The 24,801-nt window shown below is 59.2% G+C and carries 23 protein-coding genes; 19 read left to right on the top strand and 4 right to left on the bottom strand.

What is annotated here, in order from left to right:
* Positions 1-72: 72 nt before the first annotated feature.
* From BcanWU425_RS20605 to BcanWU425_RS20630, 6 genes are all read left to right on the top strand, one after another.
* Entirely contained in the window at positions 73-948 is an 876-nt protein-coding gene (locus tag BcanWU425_RS20605; protein ID WP_231188464.1) for a transglutaminase-like domain-containing protein, read from the top strand.
* A gap of 928 nt (positions 949-1,876) precedes the next feature.
* Positions 1,877-2,035, top strand: coding sequence for a hypothetical protein (locus tag BcanWU425_RS20610; protein WP_231188466.1), 159 nt, complete (start codon positions 1,877-1,879; stop codon positions 2,033-2,035).
* Between the two features lie 488 nt (positions 2,036-2,523).
* Complete coding sequence (locus BcanWU425_RS20615; protein ID WP_231188468.1) at positions 2,524-2,787, top strand: hypothetical protein; 264 nt, start codon at positions 2,524-2,526, stop codon at positions 2,785-2,787.
* A 328-nt stretch (positions 2,788-3,115) separates the two neighbouring features.
* Positions 3,116-4,951, top strand: coding sequence for a caspase family protein (locus BcanWU425_RS20620; RefSeq protein ID WP_231188469.1), 1,836 nt, complete (start codon positions 3,116-3,118; stop codon positions 4,949-4,951).
* Positions 4,952-5,181: 230 nt separating this feature from the next.
* Positions 5,182-5,469 (top strand): hypothetical protein, encoded by a 288-nt coding sequence (locus BcanWU425_RS20625; protein WP_231188470.1) that lies wholly within the window; start codon positions 5,182-5,184, stop codon positions 5,467-5,469.
* A gap of 314 nt (positions 5,470-5,783) precedes the next feature.
* Positions 5,784-6,206: a hypothetical protein gene (locus BcanWU425_RS20630; protein WP_231188471.1), complete on the top strand. Its 423-nt coding sequence runs from the start codon at positions 5,784-5,786 to the stop codon at positions 6,204-6,206.
* A gap of 307 nt (positions 6,207-6,513) precedes the next feature.
* Here the strand turns inward: BcanWU425_RS20630 and BcanWU425_RS20635 are convergent, their stop codons facing one another.
* Together BcanWU425_RS20635 and BcanWU425_RS20640 are read right to left on the bottom strand one after the other, a co-directional pair.
* Positions 6,514-6,948, bottom strand: coding sequence for a YybH family protein (locus tag BcanWU425_RS20635; RefSeq protein WP_231188472.1), 435 nt, complete (start codon positions 6,946-6,948; stop codon positions 6,514-6,516).
* A gap of 28 nt (positions 6,949-6,976) precedes the next feature.
* Positions 6,977-7,135 carry a hypothetical protein gene (locus tag BcanWU425_RS20640; RefSeq protein WP_231188473.1) on the bottom strand — a complete coding sequence of 53 codons (159 nt, stop codon included), beginning with the start codon at positions 7,133-7,135 and terminating at the stop codon, positions 6,977-6,979.
* 1,071 nt (positions 7,136-8,206) lie between these two features.
* Here BcanWU425_RS20640 and BcanWU425_RS20645 point away from each other — a divergent pair.
* From BcanWU425_RS20645 to BcanWU425_RS20685, 9 genes are all read left to right on the top strand, one after another.
* On the top strand, positions 8,207-9,205 hold the full coding sequence (locus BcanWU425_RS20645) for an ABC transporter substrate-binding protein (RefSeq protein WP_231188474.1): 999 nt from the start codon (positions 8,207-8,209) through the stop codon (positions 9,203-9,205).
* A 127-nt stretch (positions 9,206-9,332) separates the two neighbouring features.
* Positions 9,333-11,897 carry an ATP-binding protein gene (locus BcanWU425_RS20650; RefSeq protein WP_231188475.1) on the top strand — a complete coding sequence of 855 codons (2,565 nt, stop codon included), beginning with the start codon at positions 9,333-9,335 and terminating at the stop codon, positions 11,895-11,897.
* A complete protein-coding gene (locus tag BcanWU425_RS20655) occupies positions 11,894-12,283 on the top strand; it encodes a response regulator (protein WP_231188481.1) in 390 nt (129 codons plus the stop codon). Before BcanWU425_RS20650 ends, BcanWU425_RS20655 begins: the two co-directional genes overlap by 4 nt.
* A complete protein-coding gene (locus BcanWU425_RS20660) occupies positions 12,280-13,530 on the top strand; it encodes an adenylate/guanylate cyclase domain-containing protein (RefSeq protein WP_231188482.1) in 1,251 nt (416 codons plus the stop codon). Before BcanWU425_RS20655 ends, BcanWU425_RS20660 begins: the two co-directional genes overlap by 4 nt.
* 324 nt (positions 13,531-13,854) lie before the next feature.
* Complete coding sequence (locus BcanWU425_RS20665; RefSeq protein WP_231188484.1) at positions 13,855-14,835, top strand: ABC transporter substrate-binding protein; 981 nt, start codon at positions 13,855-13,857, stop codon at positions 14,833-14,835.
* A 478-nt stretch (positions 14,836-15,313) separates the two neighbouring features.
* Positions 15,314-16,162, top strand: a complete 849-nt coding sequence (locus tag BcanWU425_RS20670) for an ABC transporter substrate-binding protein (protein WP_231188486.1) — start codon at positions 15,314-15,316, stop codon at positions 16,160-16,162.
* 196 nt (positions 16,163-16,358) lie between these two features.
* Complete coding sequence (locus BcanWU425_RS20675; protein WP_231188488.1) at positions 16,359-16,685, top strand: hypothetical protein; 327 nt, start codon at positions 16,359-16,361, stop codon at positions 16,683-16,685.
* Positions 16,678-17,709, top strand: coding sequence for an ABC transporter substrate-binding protein (locus BcanWU425_RS20680; RefSeq protein WP_231188489.1), 1,032 nt, complete (start codon positions 16,678-16,680; stop codon positions 17,707-17,709). The genes BcanWU425_RS20675 and BcanWU425_RS20680 overlap by 8 nt, the downstream gene beginning before the upstream one ends.
* 126 nt (positions 17,710-17,835) lie before the next feature.
* Positions 17,836-18,924: an ABC transporter substrate-binding protein gene (locus tag BcanWU425_RS20685; RefSeq protein WP_231188491.1), complete on the top strand. Its 1,089-nt coding sequence runs from the start codon at positions 17,836-17,838 to the stop codon at positions 18,922-18,924.
* Positions 18,925-19,063: 139 nt separating this feature from the next.
* On the opposite strand, the gene BcanWU425_RS37720 is transcribed toward BcanWU425_RS20685, so the two are convergent.
* Positions 19,064-19,246 (bottom strand): TPR end-of-group domain-containing protein, encoded by a 183-nt coding sequence (locus tag BcanWU425_RS37720; protein WP_445818657.1) that lies wholly within the window; start codon positions 19,244-19,246, stop codon positions 19,064-19,066.
* 651 nt (positions 19,247-19,897) lie between these two features.
* Positions 19,898-20,407, bottom strand: a complete 510-nt coding sequence (locus BcanWU425_RS20690) for a hypothetical protein (RefSeq protein ID WP_231188493.1) — start codon at positions 20,405-20,407, stop codon at positions 19,898-19,900.
* Between the two features lie 401 nt (positions 20,408-20,808).
* On the opposite strand from BcanWU425_RS20690, the gene tnpA reads away from it, so the two are divergent.
* From tnpA to BcanWU425_RS20715, 4 genes are all read left to right on the top strand, one after another.
* Entirely contained in the window at positions 20,809-21,204 is a 396-nt protein-coding gene (gene tnpA / locus BcanWU425_RS20700; RefSeq protein WP_231188495.1) for an IS66-like element accessory protein TnpA, read from the top strand.
* The gene (gene tnpB / locus BcanWU425_RS20705; RefSeq protein ID WP_231188497.1) at positions 21,201-21,548 is read left to right on the top strand and encodes an IS66 family insertion sequence element accessory protein TnpB; all 348 of its coding nucleotides are present in this window, start codon (positions 21,201-21,203) and stop codon (positions 21,546-21,548) included. The genes tnpA and tnpB overlap by 4 nt, the downstream gene beginning before the upstream one ends.
* A gap of 69 nt (positions 21,549-21,617) precedes the next feature.
* Entirely contained in the window at positions 21,618-23,246 is a 1,629-nt protein-coding gene (tnpC, locus tag BcanWU425_RS20710) for an IS66 family transposase (protein WP_231188500.1), read from the top strand.
* A gap of 859 nt (positions 23,247-24,105) precedes the next feature.
* A complete protein-coding gene (locus tag BcanWU425_RS20715; protein WP_231188502.1) occupies positions 24,106-24,699 on the top strand; it encodes a hypothetical protein in 594 nt (197 codons plus the stop codon).
* Positions 24,700-24,801 lie beyond the last annotated feature (102 nt).

A 24,801-nucleotide genomic window follows, 5' to 3' on the forward strand; every position in this document is an offset into this window, starting at 1 on the left:
TGAGTTCGCGGAACAAACACGTGCCAGGCGGGCTTATCCGCGACGTCAACGGTGACGGGTAGGGAGACGGCTTTGAAGATCCGCGCAGGCTACGATATTGCGTTTGAATGCTCCCAGGACGTGCCTCTGGTGCTGATGCTCAGTGTCCATCCGTCTCGTCAAACGGATCTCCTTAGTGCCCACCGCATCCAATTCTCGCCGAATGTATCGGCCGAAAATTATACCGATATGTTTGGGAATATTTGTACGCGCCTCGTCGCCCCGGCCGGGCTCATGGAGATTGCCAACGAGTTCGTTATCCAAGACAGTGGACTACCCGATGCCGTAGTGATCGATGCTCTGCAAGCCCCGGTTCCGGAGTTGCCGGACGACGCCTTGGTGTACTTGCTGGGCAGTCGATACTGCGACACGCAAAAGCTTTCAGATCTCGCTTGGTCTCTATTTGGCTCGATCAATGGTGGATGGCAAAGGGTTCAGGCGGTTTGTGATTATACCCATAATCGAATCCAGTTCGGATACGGCTTTGCTAGAAGCGATCGCACAGCCTCGGAGGCTCACGAAGAGCGTAGAGGCGTATGTCGCGACTTTGCGCACCTCGCGGTCACACTTTGCAGGTGCATGAACATTCCCGCGAGATACTGCACAGGATTTCTGGGAGATATCGGTGTTCCGCGAGACCCCGCTCCGATGGATTTCAGTGCGTGGTTCGAAGCGTATATCGGTGGACATTGGTATACGTTCGACGCTCGGCACAACCATCCCCGCATCGGCCGCATTGTCGTGGCTCGCGGCAGAGATGCTGCTGACGTGGCTATATCAACTGCGTTTGGCCCAACGAAGCTGGTCCGCTTCAATGTATTGACAGAGGAGGTGGCCGCAAATGAACCGCTTTCGCGTCAGCCGAGGCTAGATGCGCACAACAAATTGGATCAGCGGCAGTTCGCGTGATCATTTAGCGCGGCGAATTCGCGTCCCGAGCGCTTAGAGCCTTGTTCACGGACGACTAATTGGCTCGCGATGCTGGATTGTTGGAAGCCATGATCCTAACGTCTGGAGACAGCGCCGCGCTCGCTTGCACATTGAGCGCAAGCGGACATCGCGGGAAGGACGGGCTGGCCGATTGTTAGGCCCGGATTATCCACCATATCCCGTCTTAACCGCTGTTTATCTCGGAGCGATAGTGATCAACCATCGCACCGGGGTACAGGAGCTGTCTTCCTTGACCGATCGGACCATGCCTCTCACCGTCGCGCGGCCAAAGGTCAGGGTCGCGACTAGCCCCCGATACTGAGCGTAGCGGCTACGCCGGGCCTCGATAGGGTCTTTGGTTTCGATCTGCTGCACGTGTTCCGCCGATCTGTTCATGAACCACGATTTGTGACCATGTCCGTTAAACAGTAAGAGCATACAGTTAACGGAATGGCCGACACGCCTAGTTGGGCCCATCGGGGAGCCCTCGCGATCGAATGACAGCCCGGCTATTAGGCTCACCTCGGCACTCCTCTGTCGGTCAAGATTTCCTGAGATTTCCCAGGCGCTCAGGTTCTTCAAGCCCGTAGAGTGCATGCGTGCTGAACTTTAAGTTCTTGTCTCGTTCTGACTCTTTGCAGCACCTCAACTGCCCTAAGGATTCCGAAGGACTCCAGCGCCCGCAGTTTGCCCTCTACGCCGTTCCAGGGAGTCGCTACTCGTTCGGGAGCCCTCGGGCCACCCCCTGGTAGCTGCGTTGCGGATGGGGCTTCCTTAGGTCTGCTAGGGTCACCTGCGCCATCAAGCGGTTCGCGGAGGGGAACTGACGCGAGTCGGCGGCGCAGCCCCACATAACGAATTGAACTATTTGGCTCGCCACCCGTCTGACCATGCGGAGGCGACACAAATGATGCAGGACCAGATAGACCGCCAAGAGCAAATTGCTGTTCGGTTGGAGCAAACCAGACGCTTGCTGCGAAGCGCGACTAACCCCACGACCACAGAGCGCATTGGGAAGCTGATCGGCGAGCTTGAGCACGAGCAAGCGGAAGAGAAAGAGAAGTAAGCCGCCTCGGCTTGCGGCGCTCGCCGATCGTCAGCGCGGCTCCGTGGTGCGTTAATTCGCGGTCCGGGCTGTCGGTGTGCGGGTGTTTGTCTGCGAGCCGCGGTTTGTTTGCTGCGGATGAGCAACCGGGGGTCTGATGTCAGGCCGGATTTCAGTAGCGGCAAGCCGCCGCGGTTGCGACCCGTTCGCTGATTAGCCGACCCGTATTCGCCAAGGCAAGGCGCCGCCAGCCTTGTGCGCGTTTACGCACTCGCGGCCCGACGCGTCCTTGTCCGGTAAGACGCGCCGGGCCTAACCATTCCCTGCTTTCCCCGTAAGGTTTGGCTGAGCCAGCATAGAGCGATTCTACAAGGGACTTATATGTCTACGTCTCTGTGCAGCGGTCCTCTCGCTTCGGAGCAAAAATCCCATGTCGGGGGCCACCCGTTTTGACGGACGCGATATACCTTCCAAGCTCGGTCGCGATTGCATCTGCAGTCGAGCCCCCGTTGATCATTTTGATCAGCGTCTGTAATTCGCCCTTGCACGCGGCCGACTGGCTCGAAGGCAAAAGCATTCCGCAGGCGATGGACATCCTGCCGCGCGCATTGACACTACAAAACATCGCCCGCTACGAGGCCGATGTGGCCGACCCCGGGGCGGTTTACAAGGACCCGGCGGTTCGCGCGTCGTATCTCAAGATGTACGGCAATATCTGCTTCGACAGCCGGGAGACTTTCGTCAATTTTCCCTGGTCGTCTGAGCGGAAATAGGCGAGGTACCCCCAACGGGCTGGGCAGTCGCTCAGCCCTCCACGATGCTGCACTGCCTTGTCTCGAATAACAACAGGGGGCAGCGTTGGCACGAGTCCGGTTGTGGCCCGGTGGCGGACTCTAACTCAGGGCGGCGCCAGGGCTGCTTTCTGAGGGGGACCGGAACAGGACGATGCAAGCTGGCCAAGGCAGCTTTTGACTTGTTGCTGAGTTACCCCGCCGGTCGCCTTTAGCGACGCAGATCGTGGCGTGACCCGCGTCACAGACTGGGCCCTTGCGTTCCGGCAGGCTGCGAATACTCTGCCCAGATTGTGATTTGGGGCTCCAAGTGGGCGCGCTTCGGTTTTCGGTTTTATTGATTTCTGCAATCACGCTGGGCTCCGCTCCGGCGCAGGCCGAGCGGCGCGTTGCGCTGGTCATCGGCAACTCAGCTTACAAGAGCGTCCCCCGGCTCGCCAACCCTGTGAACGATGCCACGCTCGTCGGGAGCATGTTCAAGAAGGCCGGCTTCGATGTTGTCGATACCAAACTCGACCTGAGCGTCGTCGACATGCGTAAGGCGCTTCGCGAATTCGGGGTGAAGGCGCGCGATGCTGATGTCGCCGTGATCTATTACGCTGGCCACGGCATTGAGCTAGACGGCAACAATTATCTTATCCCGACCGACGCGGCGCTAGAGACCGATACCGACGTGTTTGACGAGACATTCCCGCTCGACCGGGTGTTGTTCGCCATCGAACCTGCCAAGCAGCTCCGCCTCGTTATTCTGGACGCCTGCCGTGACAATCCTTTCGCCAAGACCATGAAGCGAACGGTGGCGTCGCGCGCGATTGGACGGGGACTTGCGAAGATCGAGCCGACCAGCCCGAACACGATGATCGCGTTCGCCGCGAAGGCCGGCTCTACCGCCTCGGATGGCGACTCCAAGAACAGCCCGTTCTCGACAGCGCTCGTCGAGCGCCTGCCGACGCCAGGGCTCGACCTGCGCAAGGCCTTCGGCTTCGTGCGCGACGACGTGCTCAAAAACACCGGCTACAAGCAGGAGCCGTACGTATATGGCTCACTCGGCGGCGACGACGTACCGCTAGTGCCGACGAAGCCGGCAGTTGCCCCAGGACCGCAGGCTAGCCCACTCGATGCGATTCGCAGGGACTACGAACTGGCGCTCCAACTCGGCACCCGAGACGGCTGGGAAGCCTTCCTGGGTCAATTTCCTGATGGCTTTTACGCCAATTTGGCGAGAGGGCAATTAAACAAGATAGCTGCTGAAGAGACCCGCGCCGCTGCTGCCGATAAGGCGCGGCAGGCCGAGGACGAAAAAGCGCGGCTTACGGTAGACCATGCCAAAAAGGCCGAGCAGGACAAGGCGGCTGCTGCCGCCAAGATCGCTGAGGACAGCCGGCTCGCGGCCGAAAAGGCCAAGCAGGTTGAGGAGGCGAAAGCCGTCGCTGCCGAGCAGCGAAGGAAGGTTGCCGAGGCAGCCGTTGCCAACGCGCTGGCCGACAAGCAGGCCGCCGAGAAGGCGCTTGCTGAGAGGATCGCGAGCGACAAGGCTGTTGCCGAGCTGGCCGCGAAGCAAGCTGCCGACAAACAAGCCTCAGCCAACGCGGAGCAGAAGATCGCGGCTATCGCGCCGGCTTCGACCCCGCTAGCGATTTCGCCCCAGACGACGAAATTGGTGCAGTCAGAACTCCGCCGCGTCGGCTGCCTGACAGCCTCGGCAGATGGTGACTGGAATGCTTCGTCACAACGCTCGCTGACGCTGTTCAATAAATATGCCGGCACGAGGTTCGACTCCAAGCTCGCGAGCTTAGACGCGCTCGACGCGATCAAGGGCAAGCCTGGACGGGTCTGTCCGCTGGTCTGTGATCGTGGCTCCAGAGCTGATGGCGACACCTGCGTCAAGATTGCCTGCCGCGTTGGCTATCGCGTCAACGACGACAACGAATGCGAGAAGATGCCGGACAAGAAGCCTATCGCGACTCGCGATGACTCCAGGAAGCGGGATGCAGACCGGAAACAGGCAGAATCGCAGGCATCAAAGCCACAGGCCAGTGGGCAGATTTACTGTAGCTCCGCTGGCTGCCGGCCGGTGGGAAGGGGGTGCCATATTGTGAAGACTGGAGCCGCGCAAGAGCAGTTTCAAAGAGAAGTCTGTAACTAGGAAGAAAGTCGGGAGAGAGCGTGGCCCGCTTTACATACTCCAAGCACGGTCCGATCTAGCGACCAGTTGCTTAATTGTCCGCAGGCCGGCCCGCCCTGGCGGAACCGACCCAGCTGGAAGACCAAGTCCGCTAGTGGAGCATAGCGGTCGAAATCGCGAAATAATTTAAGTTAGCGACGCGCTATCGACGTCGACTGCATGATGGGCCGTCAATTGATTCGGGGCTCAAGATGACACAGCAGAAAACGGAAGACCCTGATGCTGATCGTCGACGGCTTGTCGATGAGGCCCGTGCCGCACGAGAGCAGGCGCGGGCGCTTTCAGACGAAGCTGCCATGGCGGTCTACGAGCTGCGCCGGTCAATACTGGAGAGCGCTGACGCGCGAGTCGAGACAAGGGCCCAGCGCGAGGACCGGTCCGTGGGAATGGCAGAAGTTCGGCAGGTAGTGCGAGAATATATCGACCATCAACGTTCGCTGCTGCGCGGCTCTCCTCGGCTGCGCCAACTGAACGAGTAACGCGGCGCTGGACCGAGAACGTTTAGATGCGCCGGTATGCCTGGAGAGAAAAAGCCAGTCACCATTAATGACCTGACGTTGCTCGGCTTCGAGTACCTCTTCCGTGCGTGCAATAGGGGCGTCAACTCGTCACCCTCCAGAATGCAGCGCACGTTCGTGCCAGGCTATCGTGGACTTCCTTCTCATCCGGATCGCTCATGCCGCGCCCAACGGAGTTCTGCTAGATCAGTAAGCCGCATTGTCCATTCAAATTTATTGCATTGTGCCACGAACCACTGACAAAATAGCCGGCATAGCCGGGTGGGTGGCAGGTCGTGAATTTCCAGGTCTCCATTTTGAAGTTACTTGCTAGCTACCCCACTGGGCTGGCGACGCTTACGGATATCAAACGCGACCTCGCATTTTTGGCAACGAGCGGCGCTGATTGGGCAAGCTACAGCAAGCGGCTGGGTGCTACGCTCCCGTCGTTGGACGTCTTCTCCTTAGGCTTTGTGCAAAGATATTCGTTCGGTTGGCGATTGACGGCAAAGGGCGCAGCCGCACTCGAACTTATGGAACAGAAGGTAAAAACTCCCGTGGCTGATATAGAAGCAGAGGCGGCAACGTCGGAAACCTTGCTGGAAAAGTGTCCGCCACCTATAGGGTCCGCTGAAAATCCTGATCAGCCGAGTAGCTCACCAGTTGATCGGCGCGCGCTGTTCACGGTCATCGACGGCGGTCGAAGCCAGGCTGCTTAATAGTCACAAACGGGATGCCCCGTGCGGCGCGACGGCGACTGGTCTCAGAGGGCGCTGCCCGCATCTGCGCGCGAGGAGGCTGCTAGCCGACGTGCGGAATGACAGAAATCGCCGGCCTATGTAACATGCCTCCGACAAGAGTGGCGTCGTTCACCGGGTTCGCGAGCGGGGGAACGCTTTTGGAGGCGGAGTTGTCGATCAGGAGCGCGACCCGGCGTTCGGGGTGAACAGAGCCGCACGCTAAGTACAGCAACAAACAATGCCCACCAGCGCAGCAGGCCGATAGTCGCCTCATACTAAAGCTTCATCACTGCCCAGGAGCAGCCACGGTCACGGTCTCTTCCATGATCTTCGCCACGCTGCCGTCTCGGACCACGATTGCGGTATAGTAGCCGTGTAGCAGTTGGTCACCGAGCTTGGCCTGCCACTCGCCAGCATTGAACACGAAGTTGCCGAAAGAACGCGACACGTTTCGCTCTACCGAGTAGTCGTGCAGGTCCAAGTTCACGACATCCTGCAGGTTACGGCGAATCGCTTCTCGGCCAACGAACATACCGCTCGGCGTCACTCGAATGGCGTCATCGGTGAACGCTGCAGCCATGGCATCGACATCTTTGCGATTGTATGCCTCAGCAAAATTCTTCTGCAGGTCGGTATACTGGTCGGCTGTAGCCTGCTCAGCGGCAGCACCATAGCACGCCGGCATCAATAAGAACGCGGCGAGTACGATCGTACGCACCATCGGGTTCGCCTTTGTCAGGACGACGCGGTCAGAACCACTCGCCCGGCATGTACTTGTCGGCAACAATAATGCTCACGGAGATCAGCAAGCCGCCAAAGCAGAATAGCGACACGGACAAGAACGTCTCGAAGTCAGCAATCGCATCGACCGTCGCCTTCGGAAAAATACGGGTAGCCAATGCCGGCATGTTACCCTCCAATTTATTCTATTGCGGATGATCCAAACTCGGGCTTCAGCCCATTACGGCGCCGGAGTTCTCCTATTTTACAGCGTCGATCCGCAGCATCTCGTCAAGCCGAGCCTGGCAGTACTCTTCATAGAGTGCGTTGATGATCGTCCACATGCCATTAGGTCCCCTATCCACCTGATGAAGGGTAGGGCCGGTCTGTTTCAGGATCGCTTCGTGGGACCTGTCATATGGTTTCTCCGATCCAATTGGTCTCGACGTCTTATGAAGCTTTCACTGCCTCAACAGCAAGCATCTTGGGTGCACTGCAGCAATGCACAGTAGTTCTACGGCGCTGCATCCGCCGCCTATCTCAGTTCAAAAAGCAGCGCAACCGTGGCTCCGTCGTCGAGCGTCGAGCCTCGCGCTAGAAGCTCTAAGCTCCGCGCCTTGAGCCGTTTTTTCTCCCTGCAGCGCAACCGCCATTTTGTACGCTTGGGACACTGGGAAATTTCCCAGGTGTCCGGCCGATAGGTCGCCGCTAAACAGCTCTCGGATATGTGGGAGTAGAACGGCGGGAATGGAAGAACTCATTGCTCAACTTGAGAAGTTTCGAACGGAGGCAGGCTATTGTGCTCGCTTGGCGAGAACTGCCCCTGATAAGCAGACGCGAGCGCTGTTCGAGCGGCTCGCCGAACGAGTGCGAGAGATGGTTCAGGAAATCGAGACGACGATCGCCGCGCGAACGAAACCGAGTGGTCGCTGGGAATGATCCTCCGGTAGCCAACTTTACAGCCCGAGGAAAGCTGCGTATTCGGGTGAGCTGGGCGCCGACGTGGTTCTCGCCATCGTAGCTTGCCTCTATAGCAGGCCCGCCAGCGTAAGCGGGAGCCTGGCAAACCCACCGATCTTGCGAGCCGGTGGGTCGGCTGTCAGGGCAATCCGGACATCGATCCAATTCGGCGCCTACTGCCGCTTGTGACCGAACCCGGACGTGAGTCGGTCTCAATTAGCGATAACGAAGTTGGTTTCCCCCTATCATTGTACTCGTTTTAGCCGATACGATGCTGCTTCCCGACGATGAGGGAGCCCATGAAGCGGCGAGACGTTTTTGGTGTTATTGGCGGAGCAGCAGCGTGGCCGCTCGCGGTATTGGCGCAGCAGCCCAAAAAAAATGTACCGCGAATTGGCTTCCTGGTGACGGGTTCGCTTGTATCTCCCGAGGCGCGGGCAATCCTGAAGGCCTTCGATCTGGGACTACGCGAATACGGCTATATCGCTGGTCAGAACGTGATCGTAGAGGTCCGAGCCGCGGACTTGAACGTCGATCGATTTCCGGTTCTGGCAAGTGAACTGGTGCGCCTTAATGTCGATCTTATCGTCGCATCGAATTCGCTCGCCGCGCGTGCCGTGCAGCAAGCAACCAGCCATATTCCCATTGTCGTTCCGGTTATGGGCGATCCTGTCGGAGACGGGCTCGTAGCTAGTCTCGCTCGACCGGGTGGAAACGTCACCGGGTTAACTTTCCTTGGACCGCAGCTTGTCCCCAAGCGCTTAGCCCTGCTCAAGGAGGCGCTACCCACGGCTTCGCAAGTCGCGGCGCTCTGGCATCCCGGCGCCTACGGCGAGCCCACGATGAACGACATGATGAACGAAGCAAAGGAGGCGGCACTTACCTTGGCAGTGCACCTCCGACTTGTTGCTGTGTACGTCCCCGAAGATCTGGATCGCGCGTTTTCCGCGATTGCCGGAGAGCGTGCCGATGCCCTTCTCATATTTCCGAGTCCGATGCTTTTTAATCAACGCAAGCACATTGTCGACCTGGCGGCGGAGCATCGGCTGCCTACAATGGCTATGGGCAAAGAGTTTGTGCAACTCGGTGGGTTGATGTCGTATGGAGCGGACATTATCGACTCCAACCGGCGCTGCGTTGCCTACGTGGATAGGATACTCAAAGGCGCGAAGCCTGCTGACTTGCCGGTCGAACAACCCACCAAGTTTGAACTTTTTATCAACCTCAAAACTGCAAAGACGTTTGACATCGAAATTCCTGCCGCGCTGCTCGCTCGCGCCGACGGGGTACTCGAGTGAGAGCAATTATTTCCGAGTTCATGGGCGCCAAGTTATTGGTGAACGGCCAAGGCGGTTCATCGCGGCTTAGGCGTTTTCGTGGCTCGCGCGGGCGACAATGCCAATTCCTCTTGATAACATGCCTGGGATGAGCATTTCCCTTCAACCGGACACGTCGGACGGACGGACGCTGGCGGCTTCGACCGGGCCGGAGGCACCCGCAGCGCAGTCAGCGCCGCCGAAAGTCCGAGCTCGCCTCTTCGCCAAATATGTCGGGCTGTTCGTGGTGGTGGTGGGGCTCGCGCTGCTTTCGAACGGGATTTTCGAAGTTTTCTTCTATTACCGCGAGCACAAGGCGGCCCTGATCCGGATTCAGCACGAGCAGGCCGAGGCCGCCGCGGCCAAGATCGGCCAATTTATCAAGGAAATCGAAAGCCAGCTCGGCTGGACCACGCAGCTACCGTGGTCGGCGGGCTCGCTGCAGGACCGGCGTTTTGACGCCCTCAGGCTGCTGCGGCAGGTGCCGGCCGTTACCGAACTGTCGCAAATAGACTCGACGGGTAAGGAGCGGTTGCGGATATCGCGCCTCGCCATGGATGTCGTGGACTCCGGCCTCGACCTATCCAAGGATCCGAAGTTCACCGAAGCGGTCGCCAACAAAGTCTATTACGGCCCCGTCTACTTCCGCCGGGACTCGGAGCCCTACATGACTCTGTCGCTGGCCGGCACGCGCAAGGACGCCGGCGTCAGCATCGCCGAAGTCAACCTGAAGCTCATCTGGGAAGTGGTCTCGCAAATCAAGGTCGGCGAAGGCGGGCATGCCTATGTGGTGGGTTCGGAAGGACGGCTAATTGCGCATCCAGACATCAGTTTGGTGCTGCGTAACACCGACATGTCGAAGCTGGTGCAGGTGCAGGCGGCGCACGCCGGCAGTGCAAACGAGGCCGATGCGCTGCAGGGCTCGCTGAATATCCAGGGCCAAGAGGTGCTGACAGCGTCCGCGCCGATCGTGCCCTTGGGCTGGACCATGTTTGTAGAGCTGCCGGTCAATGAAGCCTATTCGTCGCTGTATCTGGCGCTGCAACGCCTTTCGATCGTACTCGCCGGCGCATTGACCTTTGCCATTCTAGCCGGAGTTTTCCTGGCCCGCCGTATGGTTGGTCCGATCAGGGCATTAAGCGCTGGCGCCGAACGAATTGGCGACGGCGATTTTGCTCAGCGTATCTCAATCACGACCGGCGATGAACTCGAAAGTCTTGCGAATCAATTTAACAAGATGGGGGGGCGGCTTCAGGAATCCTATGCGGACCTTGAGAACAAGGTCGAGCAGCGCACCGCGGAATTGAGCGAGGCACTGCAACAGCAGACGGCAACGGCTGACGTTCTCAAGGTCATCAGCCGCTCGACATTCGATTTACAAACGGTACTTGATACCCTCGTGCAGTCGGCAGCACGACTGTGCGAGGCAGATGAAGGGCTCATTCTGCAACCCAGAGACGGTGCCTTCGGACTGGCGGCAAGTTGCGGGCTTAGCGTTAAAAAACGGGAGTTTCTGAAAGGCTATCGTTTCACGCCGGGCGGAGCAACAGCAGTTGGACGCGCTTTGTCCGAAGCTAAAACGACAGTACTCAACGATGGTCTTTCGCCACTGCGAGGAGATCCGGATCCGGCGCAATCAAGAATTGCTGTTCCGTTACTACGTGAGGGCGTGCCGATAGGCGTGTTCGTCCTGACGCGGCGGGAGAAGCGGCCCTTCAGCGAAAAGCAGATCGAGCTCATCACCACCTTCGCGGACCAGGCCGTTATCGCCATTCAAAACGTCCGGCTGTTCGACGAGGTTCAGGCGCGGACCAAAGAACTCGCGCGGTCGCTCGAGGAGTTGCGCACCGCGCAGGACCGCCTGGTGCAGACCGAGAAGCTCGCTTCGCTAGGCCAACTTACCGCTGGTATCGCCCATGAGATCAAGAATCCGCTCAATTTCGTCAACAACTTCGCTGCTTTGTCGGGGGAATTGATTGGAGAGCTGAACGACCTGCTAAAGCCGGCGGCGCTCGATGGCGAGACCCGCGAGGGAGTCGATGAACTCACCCATATGCTGAAGGGCAACCTGGAAAAGGTGGTGCAGCACGGCAGGCGAGCCGATTCGATCGTCAAGAACATGCTGCTACATTCCCGCGAAGGCTCGGGTGAGCAGCGGCCCACCGACATCAACGCGATCGTAGAGGAAAGCCTCAATCTCGCCTTCCACGGCGCACGCGCCGAGAAGGCGGGCTTCAACATCACGCTCGAACGCGACCTCGATCCCGCCGCGGGCCAGATCGACGTCTATGCGCAGGAGATTACTCGGGTCTTCCTCAACCTGATCTCGAACGGGTTCTATGCCGCCGCCAAGCGCAAGGAGACGTGCGACGAAAACTTCGAGCCGATCTTAAGCGCCGTGACCAGGAGCTTGGGCAACAAAGTAGAGATACGGTTCCGCGACAACGGCACCGGCATTCCTCCCGAGGTGAGAAAGAAGATCTTCAATCCTTTCTTCACCACCAAGCCGGCGGGCGAAGGCACCGGCCTGGGATTGTCAATGAGCCACGACATCATCGTGAAGCAGCACGGCGGTACAATTGACGTCGCCACCGAGCCCGGCGCATTTACCGAATTCATTATCACGCTGCCCAGAAGCAGGACCGGACCGACGACTAGCGGAGAAAAAAATTGAGCGTTTACATACTCGTCGTTGACGACGAGCCCGACGTCGAGCCCATGTTCCGTCAGCAGTTCCGCCGCGATCTGAAATCTGGCCGCTTTCAGATGGAATTCGCCCCGTCGGCGGCCACAGCACTGGCGCGTGCCGCTGAGGTCAGAGATCCCTCACTGATCTTGATCCTCTCCGACATCAACATGCCTGGCATGAGCGGACTCGAGATGTTGCCAAAAGTACGTGCCCAGCGCCCTGATGTGCCCGTGATCATGATCACCGCGTACGGCGATGCCGAAACGCGCCGCAAGGCCATCGAGAACGGCGCGGTCGGCCTGCTGACCAAGCCGATCGACTTCGCGCTGCTCCGGATCGAAATTGATAATCGACTAGGTCAAGCTGCATGACTGCGACTATCCTGGTCGTCGATGATGAGCCTGATCTCGAGACGCTGGTGCTGCAGAAATTTCGTCGGCAGATCCGTGAAGGAGGAATGGCGTTCGTATTCGCGCATGACGGCATCGAGGCGTTAGCATCGATCGAGCAGCATCCGCATGTCGACATGGTGGTATCCGACATCAATATGCCCAGGATGGACGGGTTGTCGCTGCTGGCCAAGCTGCAGGAGCACGAGGACAAGAAATCGACCATCATCGTCTCTGCTTACGGCGACATGAGCAACATTCGGACGGCCATGAACCGCGGTGCGTTCGACTTTCTGACCAAGCCGATCGACTTCGACGACCTTGAAATCACGATCAACAAGACGATCAGTCACGTCCAGACCATGCGCGAGGCCCGCCGCCGCCAGCTCGAAGCCGAACGCGCTCACGCCTCGCTATCTCGTTATTTTTCGCCGCAGATCGCCAGCCGTCTCGCGGCGATAGGCGACAGCGACGGTATGGAAGTGCACTGGCGGGAGATTGCGACTATCTTCACCGACATCACCAACTTCACCTCGCTCGTGGAGACCGTAGCCCCGGAAGTGCTGGGCGCGCTGCTCAACGAATATGTGGGCGGTATGACCGATGTGGTGTTCGTTCATGAGGGCACGGTCGCCAAGGTCCTAGGCGACGCGATCCAGGTGCTGTTCAATGCGCCAGGCGAACAGCCCGATTATGCCCGACGAGCCATTGCCTGCGCTCATGAACTCGACACCTGGGCCCAAATGTATCGAGAACGCTGGGAAAAAAAGGGCGTTGATTTTGGTGCCACGCGCATCGGTGTGCATGCGGGGGCTGCGCTGGTCGGCAACTTTGGCGGAAGTCGATTCTTCGACTACACCGCCTATGGCGATACCATCAATACCGCAGCGCGGCTCGAGGCTGCGAATAAGTATCTCGGCACCCGCATTTGCGTCAGCGCAGCGGCAGCCGCAGCCGCGGGCAATTTTCAGGGACGGCCAGTCGGTGAAATTATGTTGCGAGGACGCAGCGAGCCGCTTCGTGCTTTTGAGCCGCTTCAGGACGCGGCATTCAGGGCGCCTTCCACCGCGCAATATGTCGAGGCTTTCGCCAGGCTGCAGGCCGGCGATACAACGGCGATGCCGGCCTTTGCTGCACTGGTTGGCCTACATGCTGACGACGCGCTGGCAGGATTTCATCTCAAGCGGCTACTCAACGGTGCCAAGGGCGCCCGCATTCAGTTTGAGTAGAAGTCCCGCACCGCGCCCAAAGATTGTCCACGCTTCAACAATTGTTTGGCGGCATGTAAGATCTCGATGGCAGCCGCGTCACCTTCCTGTTTCCGTAGTCTCGCGACAACCGCTTCTGGCGCATCTGCGCAGTAGCCGCGCACCTTGTTGAGGTCAGCTTAGGAAGGTAAGAGCGGACTAGAGTTGCTCCGGTCAACTCCCTACGCAGTTTGGCCCGAAACGTCCTCTTGGGACCGCAACGCCGGCTTTCCTTATAAGCTGTTTCATTCTCCGCTTTTTAAGCGCAAGGTGCTGCGTCACCGGCAATCCCAACAGGATGATCACATGAAGCGGCGCGAGTTCGTCTCGTTACTCGGCAGCGCCGCTGCCGTTTGGCCGCTTGCGGCGTGGGCGCAGAAGCCCATGATGCCAGTCATTGGATTCATCAATGGCACATCGCCGCAGGGATATGGCCACTTCGTCGCGGCATTTCGCCGTGGGCTTGCCGAAACCGGCTACGTTGAGGGGCAGAACGTCGAGATCGAGTACCGGTGGGCGGAAGGCCACTACGATCGGCTGCCGGCGTTGGCGGCTGATCTGGTTGGCCGGCGCGTCGCCGTTATCGTCGCGACAAGCACCCCTGCGAACCTCGTTGCAAAGAAGGCAACCGCGCAAATTCCCATCGTCTTTACGACCAGCAGCGATCCTGTTGAGTTAGGGCTTGTTGCCAGCCTGGACCGCCCCGGAGGCAACGTGACCGGCGCGGTCACGTTGAATGTCGAGGTCGTTTCGAAGCGGCTGGAGCTGCTTCATGAACTGCTCCCGAACGCAAGCGTTGTTGCCGCGCTGGTTAACCCGGTGAATCCCAACGCGAAAACTCAGTCCAGAGCGTTGGAAACGGCGGCTCGCAGCATCGGGCTGCAACTCGATACGGTGAATGCAACAACTGAAAGCGAGATCGATGTAGCTCTTGCCGAACTCGGTGAACGAGGGAGAAGCGCTCTTCTCGTCGACACGGATGCGTTTCTATTCAGCCGGCGCGCCCAACTCGTTGATCTGGCAAAACGCTACGCAATCTCCACGATCTTCGACAGGCGAGAGTATGCCGAGGCCGGAGGGTTGGTGAGCTATGGTGGAAATGTTGAAGACGTCTATCGTCTTGCGGGCACTTACACAGGTCGGATCCTGAAGGGCGACAAGCCGGCAGATCTGCCGGTAGTACAATCCACGGCGGTTCAGCTGATCGTCAACCTTAAAACTGCCAATACCCTCGGTGTAACCGTGCCGATGTCACTGCTCGCGCGGGCCAATGAAGTTATCGAATAGACCGCTTCTGCAGGGGTAGGGCATGTTCGCTCCAGTCAGTTCCGGCCGACTCGCTCTAACACTGCAACGCATTGTCAACTTCAATTCTCTTCTCAGGTGCCGGACGCTGCTCTCGATTTGGTGCGCCCTAGAAGCTCAGGCTAGCAAGGCTCTTTTGACTCCAAGCTGACCTTCTGCATTAATCAGTCAGAACTGCGCAGCAGCAGGTCGGAGATCACGAACTCAGGGCGACGCGATAGCCGAACGTGACACGCACAGCATGAAAACTTCAAGCGCAATCTCCTGGAGCCGAGCCCCTGACATTTGCATCCAATTGCTTGCGCGTATCTTGGAGTGATAAATGCGACGGCGAGATTTCATTGGAGGAATTGCGGCTCTCTCGGCAACGTTGCCGGCTGCTGCGCGCGCGGAGCAAGTACCTTCTCAGCCGTTGATCGGATTCGTTAGCACGCGCTCTCCTGAAGAAGCTACGGTTCACATGGACGGCTTCCGCCGCGGGCTGGAGGAAATGGCTTACGTCGAAGGCCGTAACGTCGCGATCGAGTATCGCTGGGCGAAGGGCGACTACAGTCAGTTGGGGCCCCTTATCGCCGATCTGCGGGGCAGACCGCTTTCGGTTATCATTGCCACCGGTGATCCGGCCGCACTCGCAGCCAAGGCGGCGGGCTTTGCCGTGCCGCTTGTCTTCGTCGTGGGGCAGGATCCAGTGCGCGCCGGTCTGGTCGCAAGTATGAATCGGCCAGGCACGGCCACTGGTGTGAACTTCTTCACGGGTGATCTCGGCGCCAAACGCCTGGAGTTTCTCTGCACGTTGGTCCCCTCGGCTCGTCTTGTGGGACTTTTGCTCAACCCGGCCTTCGGAATGGAAGCGTTCGACGAGTTCCGACGGTCGGTAGTGAGCGCAGCTCAGTCGCTCGGCCGCGATATAATCGTGCAGAGCGCGACAACGGATGCTGAGATCGAGGCGGGTTTCGCGGCGCTGAATGAAGCTGGCGTTGGGGCGTTGATGGTGCAGAACGATCCATTCTTCGACTCTCGGCGAACCAAGATCATTGCTCTCTCGTCTCGTCAACAATTGCCCGGCATCTTCCACATTCGGGAGTTTCCGGCGGATGGCGGGCTAATGAGTTATGGTGCCAGCCTCGCCGGCGCCTACCGCCAGGTCGGCGTCTATGCGGGCAAGATCCTCCGCGGAGCGAAACCGGTCGATCTTCCAGTCCTGCGGCCGACGAAGTTCGAGCTGGTCATCAACATGCGAACTGCGAAAGCACTCAGCCTTACGGTACCCCCATCCATTCTCATAGAGGCGGACGAACTGATTGAGTGAGATCGGGAGGCGTGCGTAGCTGCTTATGGCGGCAGGCGGCGGCGGCGGTGATTGTCCAGAGGTCGAGGTCGACCGAAGGACGTCTGGCGACTAGCCAGGGGAGGGAGCTTGTGGAGGCTAAGCGGTCATGACAGACCTTGCACCCTTCCGGTGACGAATGTTTATCGCTACCATGGCCGCTATGTCGGGGTGGCAAATGACGCGGCGCGAGCTCATCAAACTCCTCATCAGCGCGGTCGGGAGTTGGCCGATCGCCGCCGACGCGCAGCAGACCTCTAAGATTGTCCAGATCGGCGTTCTGTCGGGGGGCCGCGGCGTCAGAACTGACGCCAGTCTTGCCACGCTCGACGCGTTCATCCCGGCGCTACGTGTGTTTGGATATGTCGAGGGACAGAACATCGCCTTCAGACGTAGATTTGCCGACGGTGACACGAACAAGCTGAGCACGTGCGCGCAAGAAGTGATCGACGGTCGATACAAAGCCGAGGTCTGTCCCTCTGGACGGTTGGCCGAGGTTGTTTGATGGTGCCATCAACTTTGGTAAGTTAAGCTCTTGTGGTCAGGACGAGCCAATGGATCGACGCACTTTTTTGCTTTCGAGCCTCATACTGGTGTTTGCGGAGCGGCAACCAGCACGGGCAGCCGGAAGAATATTCCGAATAGGATTCCTTACGGCTCAGCGCGAGCCGAGCCTCGCGCCGTTTGTCGACGTGTTTAGAAGCGGTCTCAAACAGCTTGGTTATGTTGAGAATGTGAATCTAGAAATCACCTATCGGTATGGCGACGATGATCTTACGCTCGTGCCGAGACTTGCCTTCGAGCTGGTTAGCACGCCCGTTGACCTCTTGGTCGTCCAAGGGTCCGCCGTGACTGTGGTGAATCAGCTCAAACTATCGACACCTGGCGTATACGTCTTCAGTGGAGACCCTGTGCTCGCTGGTTTTGCGACCAGCCTTTCGCACCCGGGCGGCAACATGACTGGCCTGACGTTTATGGCGGCCGAACTCAACGCCAAGCGACTGCAAATCTTGCGAGATGCGGTTCCACACTTGCAGCGGGTTGCGATCATCGGCAACCCCGAACATCCGGGCTCACACATCGAACGTGTGTACTCAGAGGACACGGCTAAGCAGCTGGGGATCGCAGCCGACTTCTTTGCCACGGCAACCCAGGATCGACTCGTTTCCGCACTCGCGGCTATGGACCGTAGCCCTCCTCAAGCGATCTCGGTCCTCGCCGACGGATTTGCCATCCAAAATCGCAACACAATAATCGAGTTCGCGATGCAACATCGGGTACCGGTCATATCGGGCTGGCCAATTTTTGCCAGAAGCGGCGCGCTCTGCACATATGGCCCAAAGCTGTCCGATTCCTACCATCGATTGGCGTCCTACGTAGACCGCATCCTCAAAGGGGCACGACCAGAGGAATTGCCAATCGAACGGCCAACGACGTTTGAAACTGTCCTTAACTTGCGGACAGCAAAAGTGCTTGAACTGGACTTGCCGGCATCTCTCTTAGCGTCGGCGGATGAAGTCATTGAATGACGCCTAGTTGGCCCACCGACGACGCCCTTCGGCGGCTGCTGGCGAGCGTCAGGTTTACAGCGGACAGCAGACCGCCCTCGATTGCGCTTTAAGCAGAGATTGACGCGAAGCGGGCATCGCCGGGGATTGTTTCTCAATGCGGCCGTGAAATCCTGCACGGCCGATATGCAGGCGTGCTACATTGAGGCGCTCATCATTCAGGTCATTGGTACCGCGATGGAACGACGCCAGCTGCTTTCAGCCCTTGGGGGTCTAGCAGTCTTGCCGCTCGCGTGGCCCATGGCTGGGCTCGGGCAGGCGCTGAAGCTTTACCGCGTCGGCGTCATAAGCGCAGGGAGCTTCGCGCCGGACACTTACCCCGGCAGGCTCACGGACCAACTAACTCACCACTTCGCGCAGAACGGCTTTACTCCGGGGGTCAACCTCGAGCTGGTCAAACGTGCCACTGAAGGGCATCTCGACCGGTTACCTGGGTTCGTGACGGAGCTGGTTACAGCGAAGGTCAACGTCATAATTGCCATCAGCTATCCTGTGGCTGCTGCAGTGAAGGAAGGTACCAGTACGGTTCCGGCCGTGATTTTTGCCACTGGTGATCCCGTGCAAACGCATCTCGTCGCCAGTCTCAATCGACCTGGAGGAAACATAACGGGTATTTCCGATGTCGCAGCCGAGCTCGCGCCGAAGCGCCTCGAATTGCTGAAGAACGCGGCGCCTCGACTTCAACGCGTAGCATTGCTGTGGAATGCAGGTAACCCCGGAATGACCGCGCGCTATGAAGCATCTGCGGCTGCGGCAAAGCAGTTGAACATCACAGTGATGGCATTAGGCGTGCGCGAGCCTGATGATTTCGATGATGCGTTTGCAAGCATGGAACGCTCCATGCCAGATGGGTTATTGATGGTAGCGGACGCGCTCACCGCTCTCAATCGCAAACGCGTCTTTGACTTTGTGGCGAGGCATCGCTTGCCTGCCATCTATGAGGCGGATAGCTTCGTGCGGGACGGAGGCCTTATGTCCTATGGTCCGGACGAGGTAGAGACCGCTGAGCGGGGGGCGAGCTTGGTGGAGCGCGTCCTGAAAGGCGAGAGGCCCGCCAATCTGCCACTTGAACAGCCGACGCGCTTCCGTTTAGTCGTCAATCTCAAGACCGCGCAGTCCCTCGGGTTGACAATACCACCATCAATCCTGCTGCTTGCTGATGAGCTAATTCAGTAGCTCTGTGCGGTTTATCTCGGTGCATCTGCAGATGGCCCACCGCCGAATTTGCGGCACCCCCTATAGATGTTCGATCCGCAAGGCCGCGCGGACCAGATTTGCTCGCGTTGAGTTGTTCGTAGTTGACCCACTGCTATGTTCATTCCGGATAGCTAAGACGGTTCAGGCATTTCTTGAAGCGTGCATCGAGCCGCAGAGTTTTCCAACGCGGGTCAAGTCGCAGCCATATCAGCCAGTTGGACCGCTCGGCAAATGCCTTATCGAGACGGGCAAACGCGCCATCCGTATCGCCAAGAGCTGCATGGACCAGCGCGAGACCCATAAGATGTGACAAACTTTCGTTCCGAGAGTATTTCCAATTTCCGCAGGGTTGCTCTGGTATCGGAAGTACGTACGGCAATGCCTTCGACAAAGTCGCGAGCGGCTAAAGGGACCGACCATTCTGGCACCATGTTCTCAACATGACCAAAGGCAGCAGCCGCAACTGAAAATTCTCCTTGCCGACCCGCAGCCGTCCACACATGGCCCATAGCTGACCACATCAGCTACTTAGCTTCTCTTCCGCAATCGGCGTCACAGCGGACCTAAGCACCGGAGGAGGTGAGGTGTGGAATGGTCGTCGCCCGGTGATTTGGGTTGCGCGGCTTTGAAGGCGGTCGAACATGAGATCCACGTTTGAGCTTCTAACCGAGCGCTGGCAAGCGGAGGCGAGCGGGTACGGCTGGCCGCTGCGGCTCGGTCTCGGGATCGAGTCATCGGTCATGTCAGCTCGGTCAGTTGAGGTGAGCTCCTCATCAAGGAGGCCGCCTGTATAGTCGTTGTCGAGGAGGAGCTAGCGTGATTAGGATTTCTTTGAAGGGAGTAAAGTCAAGCGTCACCATTCCTGACGTTTCAAAAGCAGGCTGCTTCCATAAGAACCAAATTCACCTCACGAAGTTAGAGAGCAAACTCGCGAGGTGAGATCATGCTCCGATCAGATATGGCTGCCCTCCTGCTTGTCCTCTCCAGTTTCTTGCCCGTTACTGCCTATGCTCAGCAAACAGCGCCTGAGGCTCAAGCCTCTCCCCAAGCTCGGCCCGACGTCGCGCCGCAACAGCCCGACCAAGTCCAACCCCAAAAGGCTCCAGTCCAGCCAGAGCGTACACCGCAGCAATCGGATCAGGCACGCGACCGAGATCGTCAGAGCGCTGAAGAGACGCGCATCAACCGTGATTGGACTACGCGGCAGCGTGGCGAGGAGCGCATGGATATGGATCGCATGCGTCAGATGCATCGCCAGATGGGCCGAATGATCGACCAAGATGACGATCATCGACCTATGGGCCAAAACTGGCGGCGCGACGATGATTACACGCGAAGGGGATACCGGTCGCCGGGCCGCGGCGAAGACCGATATGAAGGAAGGCACTATGGGGAAATGCAGCCTTATCCTCGCGTCAAGACCTGCATCGAGTATGAAAACGGTGACGAGTTCTGCCGCCATCGGGATTAGCCGATAGGTATAGCGTGCCAGCCGCACCAGGCTGCGGCGAACGAAGGGGGGCTCGCGGGGTGTCCTAAGCAGCATCCTGTTGCAGAAGCCGTTCGCGCCGACCCATCTCGTCACTGCGGTCTTGCAGCTCCTCAATCAGGTCCCATCCACGCATGAGTGAACCGCCGCCACCCATTCACTGGCGTTCGTAGCCAGCCACCATCTGGCGGCGGGAACCAAGCTTCAGACGAAGCAGCGAGGGCCGTCTACGAACTGCGCCGGTCAATACTGGAGAGCGCTGGCGCGCGAGTCGAAAGGAGGGCCCAACGCGAGCATCGGTCGGTGGGGTATGGCGTTTCCCTCCGGTGAGGGCCGCCTTGTTGGGTTAGTCCAATTGGTGCGTAACAGTCCTTATGGACAGCCATAAGCGCAGTACTCAGCTTGAACGGCTTGAGGTGGTCGAGACTGGTCGTCGTCGGCGCTGGTCGGATGACGAGAAGCTGCGGATCGTGAGCGAGAGCTTTGAAGAGCCGCGTGCTATATCGTCGACGGCACGGCGCCATGGCATATCACGTTCGTTGCTGATGACATGGCGTCGCGCGTTCGGGCCCGAGCCGATCAGCCCTCAAAGCGAACAATCTGGCTTTGCGCGGGTCATCCTGGCCGCTGAGGTCGAGCCGGCGGTTGCTGCCACACCGCCGAGTGGGCAGATGGTGATCGTAGTCGGCAGGGATCGTCGAGTGATTGTCGACGCCAGCGTCGATGCGGCGGCGCTGGCGCGGGTGCTGCAGGTTCTGGAGCTTCGATGATACCGATCTCTTCGAACGCCCGGATCTGGATTGCGACCGGCCACACCGACATGCGCAAGGGCATGCAGGGTTTGTCATTATTGGTGCAGGAAAGCCTTGGTCGTGATCCGTTCGCCGGAGATGTCTTCGTGTTCCGCGGACGCGGCGGTTCGCTGATCAAGGCCTTGTGGCACGATGGAGTTGGACTGTCGCTCTACGCGAAGCGGTTGGACCGTGGCCGTTTTGTCTGGCCGGCGACGGTTGGCGGTGTGGTGGGGCTGAGCGCGGCGCAGATGAGTTATCTGCTGGAGGCGATCGACTGGCGCAATCCGCAGCACACGTGGCGGCCACAGAGCGCAGGATAGGCTCAAAAAGTTCTGAGGTGCGGAAGAAAAGAGGCCTCAAATCGCCTCTTTTGTGATTCCATCGGGGCCATGGGTGACGACCTTGAATCGCTGCCAGACGACGTCGAAACGCTGCAAGCGGCATTGATCGTTGCACGGGCGGAGGCTGCGGCCGCCCGTGCCCGGCAGTCCGACGACCAGGCGTTGATCGCCCATCTGAAGCTGCAAATCGAGAAACTTAACCGCGACCGCCATGGTCCGCGCTCGGAGCGTACCGCGCGGCTATTGGATCAGCTTGAACTGACGTTGGAGGAGCTGGAGAGTTCGGCGACGGAGGACGAACTCACCGCCGAAATGGCCGCGGCCAAAACCACGAAGGTGGCGTCGTTCACGCGCAAGCGGCCGTCACGCCAGCCGTTCCCGGAGCATCTGCCTCGCGAGCGGGTGATAGTGCCGGGACCTGTGGCGTGCGCCTGCTGTGGCGGCGCGCGGCTGTCCAAGCTCGGCGAGGACATCACCGAGACGCTGGAGGTGATCCCGAAATCCTGGAAAGTGATCCAGCACGTCCGCGAGAAGTTTACTTGCCGTGATTGCGAGAAGATCAGCCAGGCTCCGGCGCCGTTCCATGTGCTTGCCCGCGGCTGGGCGGGGCCAAGCCTGCTGGCGATGGTGCTGTTCGAGAAGTTTGGTCAACATCAGCCGCTGAACCGGCAAGCGGAGCGCTATGCCAAGGAGGGTGTGCCGATCAGTCTGTCGACCCTGGCCGACCAGGTCGGCGGCTGCACCGCGGCGCTGGCACCCTTGTTCAAGCGCCTCGAGGCCTATGTGCTGAGCGCCGAGCGATTGCACGGGGACGACACCACGGTCCCGGTCCTGGCCAAAGGCAAGACCGACACCGGCCGGATCTGGGTCTATGTGCGCGACGACAAGCCCTTTGGAGGGCCGGCCCCGCCGGGGGCGGTGTTCTATTACTCGCGCGATCGGGCCGGCGAGCATCCCCAGGCTCACTTGGCCAACTACAGCGGAATCTTCCAGGCCGATGCCTATGGGGGCTATGGCAGGCTTTACGAACCGGGCCGCAACGCAGGTCCGATCCTGGAAGCCGCGTGCTGGGTCCATGCCCGGCGGCCGTTCTTCGTGATGGCTGATCTGGCCGAGAATGCGCGTCGCAAGGCTCAGGGCAAGAAGCCGGCAGTGATCTCGCCGCTGGCGCTGGAAACAGTCCGCCGGATAGACGCCCTGTTCGAGATCGAGCGAGGCATCAACGGCGAGACGCCCGAACGGCGCCGGGTCGTCCGCCAGGAACTGAGCGCGCCGCTGATCGCCGATTTAGAAGCCTGGATGCGCGAGCAACGCGCCAAGCTCTCACGTCGCAACGACATCGCCAAAGCAATGGACTACATGCTCAAGCGCTGGACCGCGTTCACACGCTTCCTCGACGACGGCCGCATCTGCATGTCCAACAATGCGGCGGAGCGTGGCGTGCGCGGCATCGCTTTAGGTCGCAAGTCGTGGTTGTTCTGCGGCTCGGATCGCGGCGGCGAGCGGGCGGCGGTGATGTACAGCCTAATCGTCACCGCCAAGATGAACGATGTCGATCCGCAAGCCTGGCTCGCCGACGTTCTGGCGCGCATCGCAGAGCATCCCGTCCAAAGGCTCGACGAACTGCTGCCATGGAATTGGCGCTCTGCTATCCGGAACGTTGATCAAGCCGCCTGAGCCGAAAATGACCCGCGCGCGGTCTTCGCCGGATGCTTACGGTATGGCGGAGGTAGTACGGGAATATATCGACCACCAACGTTCGCTGCTGGGCGGCTCTCTACGGGTGCGCCCACTGAACGAATGACGCGGCGCTGGACCGAGAGCGGAGCTGGACACGTCAAAATCGAGGTGCACTCCCGAGGCCCGAGTTTTGGAGCAAAACCGCAAGTCAAGCTTGGAAGCAAAATCCCTTTGCGGCGAGAGCAGGTTTGTGCCGGGGGACGGTCGCGGCAGGCTAGGGAACTCCGGGCGTTCGACCCAGGCCGAAAAGGCTTAGCTTTACTGGCTCCTCCGCCGCGCCTGCCGGGCAGGAGGGCGCTCCGGGGCCGTTTCACAGGAGGCCGACAAGGGGCCTAAAACGCTTGGAGGGTTGGCCATGTACCGGCCGAAGGGGAACCGCGCCCACACGGCGCCGTGTGGCGCGCGAAATGGCCTTCGAACCTGGAGTGTCCCCCCACTTCGAACGTAGGCTCCGCCAGTTACCCAGCCATTAGGTCCGCTTTGGCCCCATTTCTGACCAAGTGACCCCTTTCAGCTGTGAAAAGCCCGGCGGCCTCCGCAACAGCGGCACGCCCAGGGCCCGTCCAAGGGGGCGCCCATATGCCAGAGAGAACACTTCGAGAGGAGCCGCACTTCGAATAGGAAACCTTACCGCAAGAACACGGCCCCGACCGACCGAACACGAATTGCCGAATTAGCCTCGAGTAATCTCGTAGAAAGAGCCTGCGCACGTGTTCGCAGCCGTCTTAAAATGAGGGTCGCGAACACGTCAGGGCGCAAAGTTGCCAAGCGATTTCGAACTTGCGCGGATAACGGCATGACCAAGTTGCTGCTAGAAAATTGCTTCTTTATCGACGTGCTGGATTGGAATCGTCACGGCTACTTGCGCGTTGCAACGACATTCGACCGGACGTGGTCTCTCGACGGCGAAGAGGTGGGCTCGCTGACGTGCGCTGCGAAACGTCGCACGGTGGCTCTGTACGGTCGGGAAGGCTTCTTCGGTAGCGACGTTCAAAAACAATGTGTCGACATCGTTTGGACGCCTTGTCGCTTCGGTGGAGAACGCCCATGGCTAAAATGTTCAGCAATGCGGAGCGGGAGGCGCTGCAGCCGTCGAGCTACTAAGTTGTACGCTTTCAAATCACCGTTTGCGTGCAGGCTTTGCCATCAGCTCGCGTTCGCCAGTCAGTACCTACCAAAGGACGAATTGAACGCTCGTAAATCGCAAAAGATCAGGCGACGGTTGGCGGGGGAGGGCGAAGTACCGGACGCGTTTCCTCCAAAGCCTCGAGGAATGCACAAGAGAACGTTTGACCGATTGCGCCAACTTCATGATGAAGCCGAGGAGGCGGCAGCTGCTGGTCTGATCAACTTTATTTCTCGGAGAATCCTCGCGGCGGCGAGCGGATGAGCAAAGGCCGGTCAAAGGTATCACGCGCGCAGGTGAAACTATCGACTCTCAGTACGGAAGTACGCATACGACGAAGGCCGCCTGATTGACGCATGCGCGCGA

The sequence above is a fragment of the Bradyrhizobium sp. WU425 genome (assembly GCF_021052305.1).
GTDB classification, from domain to species: Bacteria; Pseudomonadota; Alphaproteobacteria; order Rhizobiales; family Xanthobacteraceae; genus Bradyrhizobium; species Bradyrhizobium canariense_D.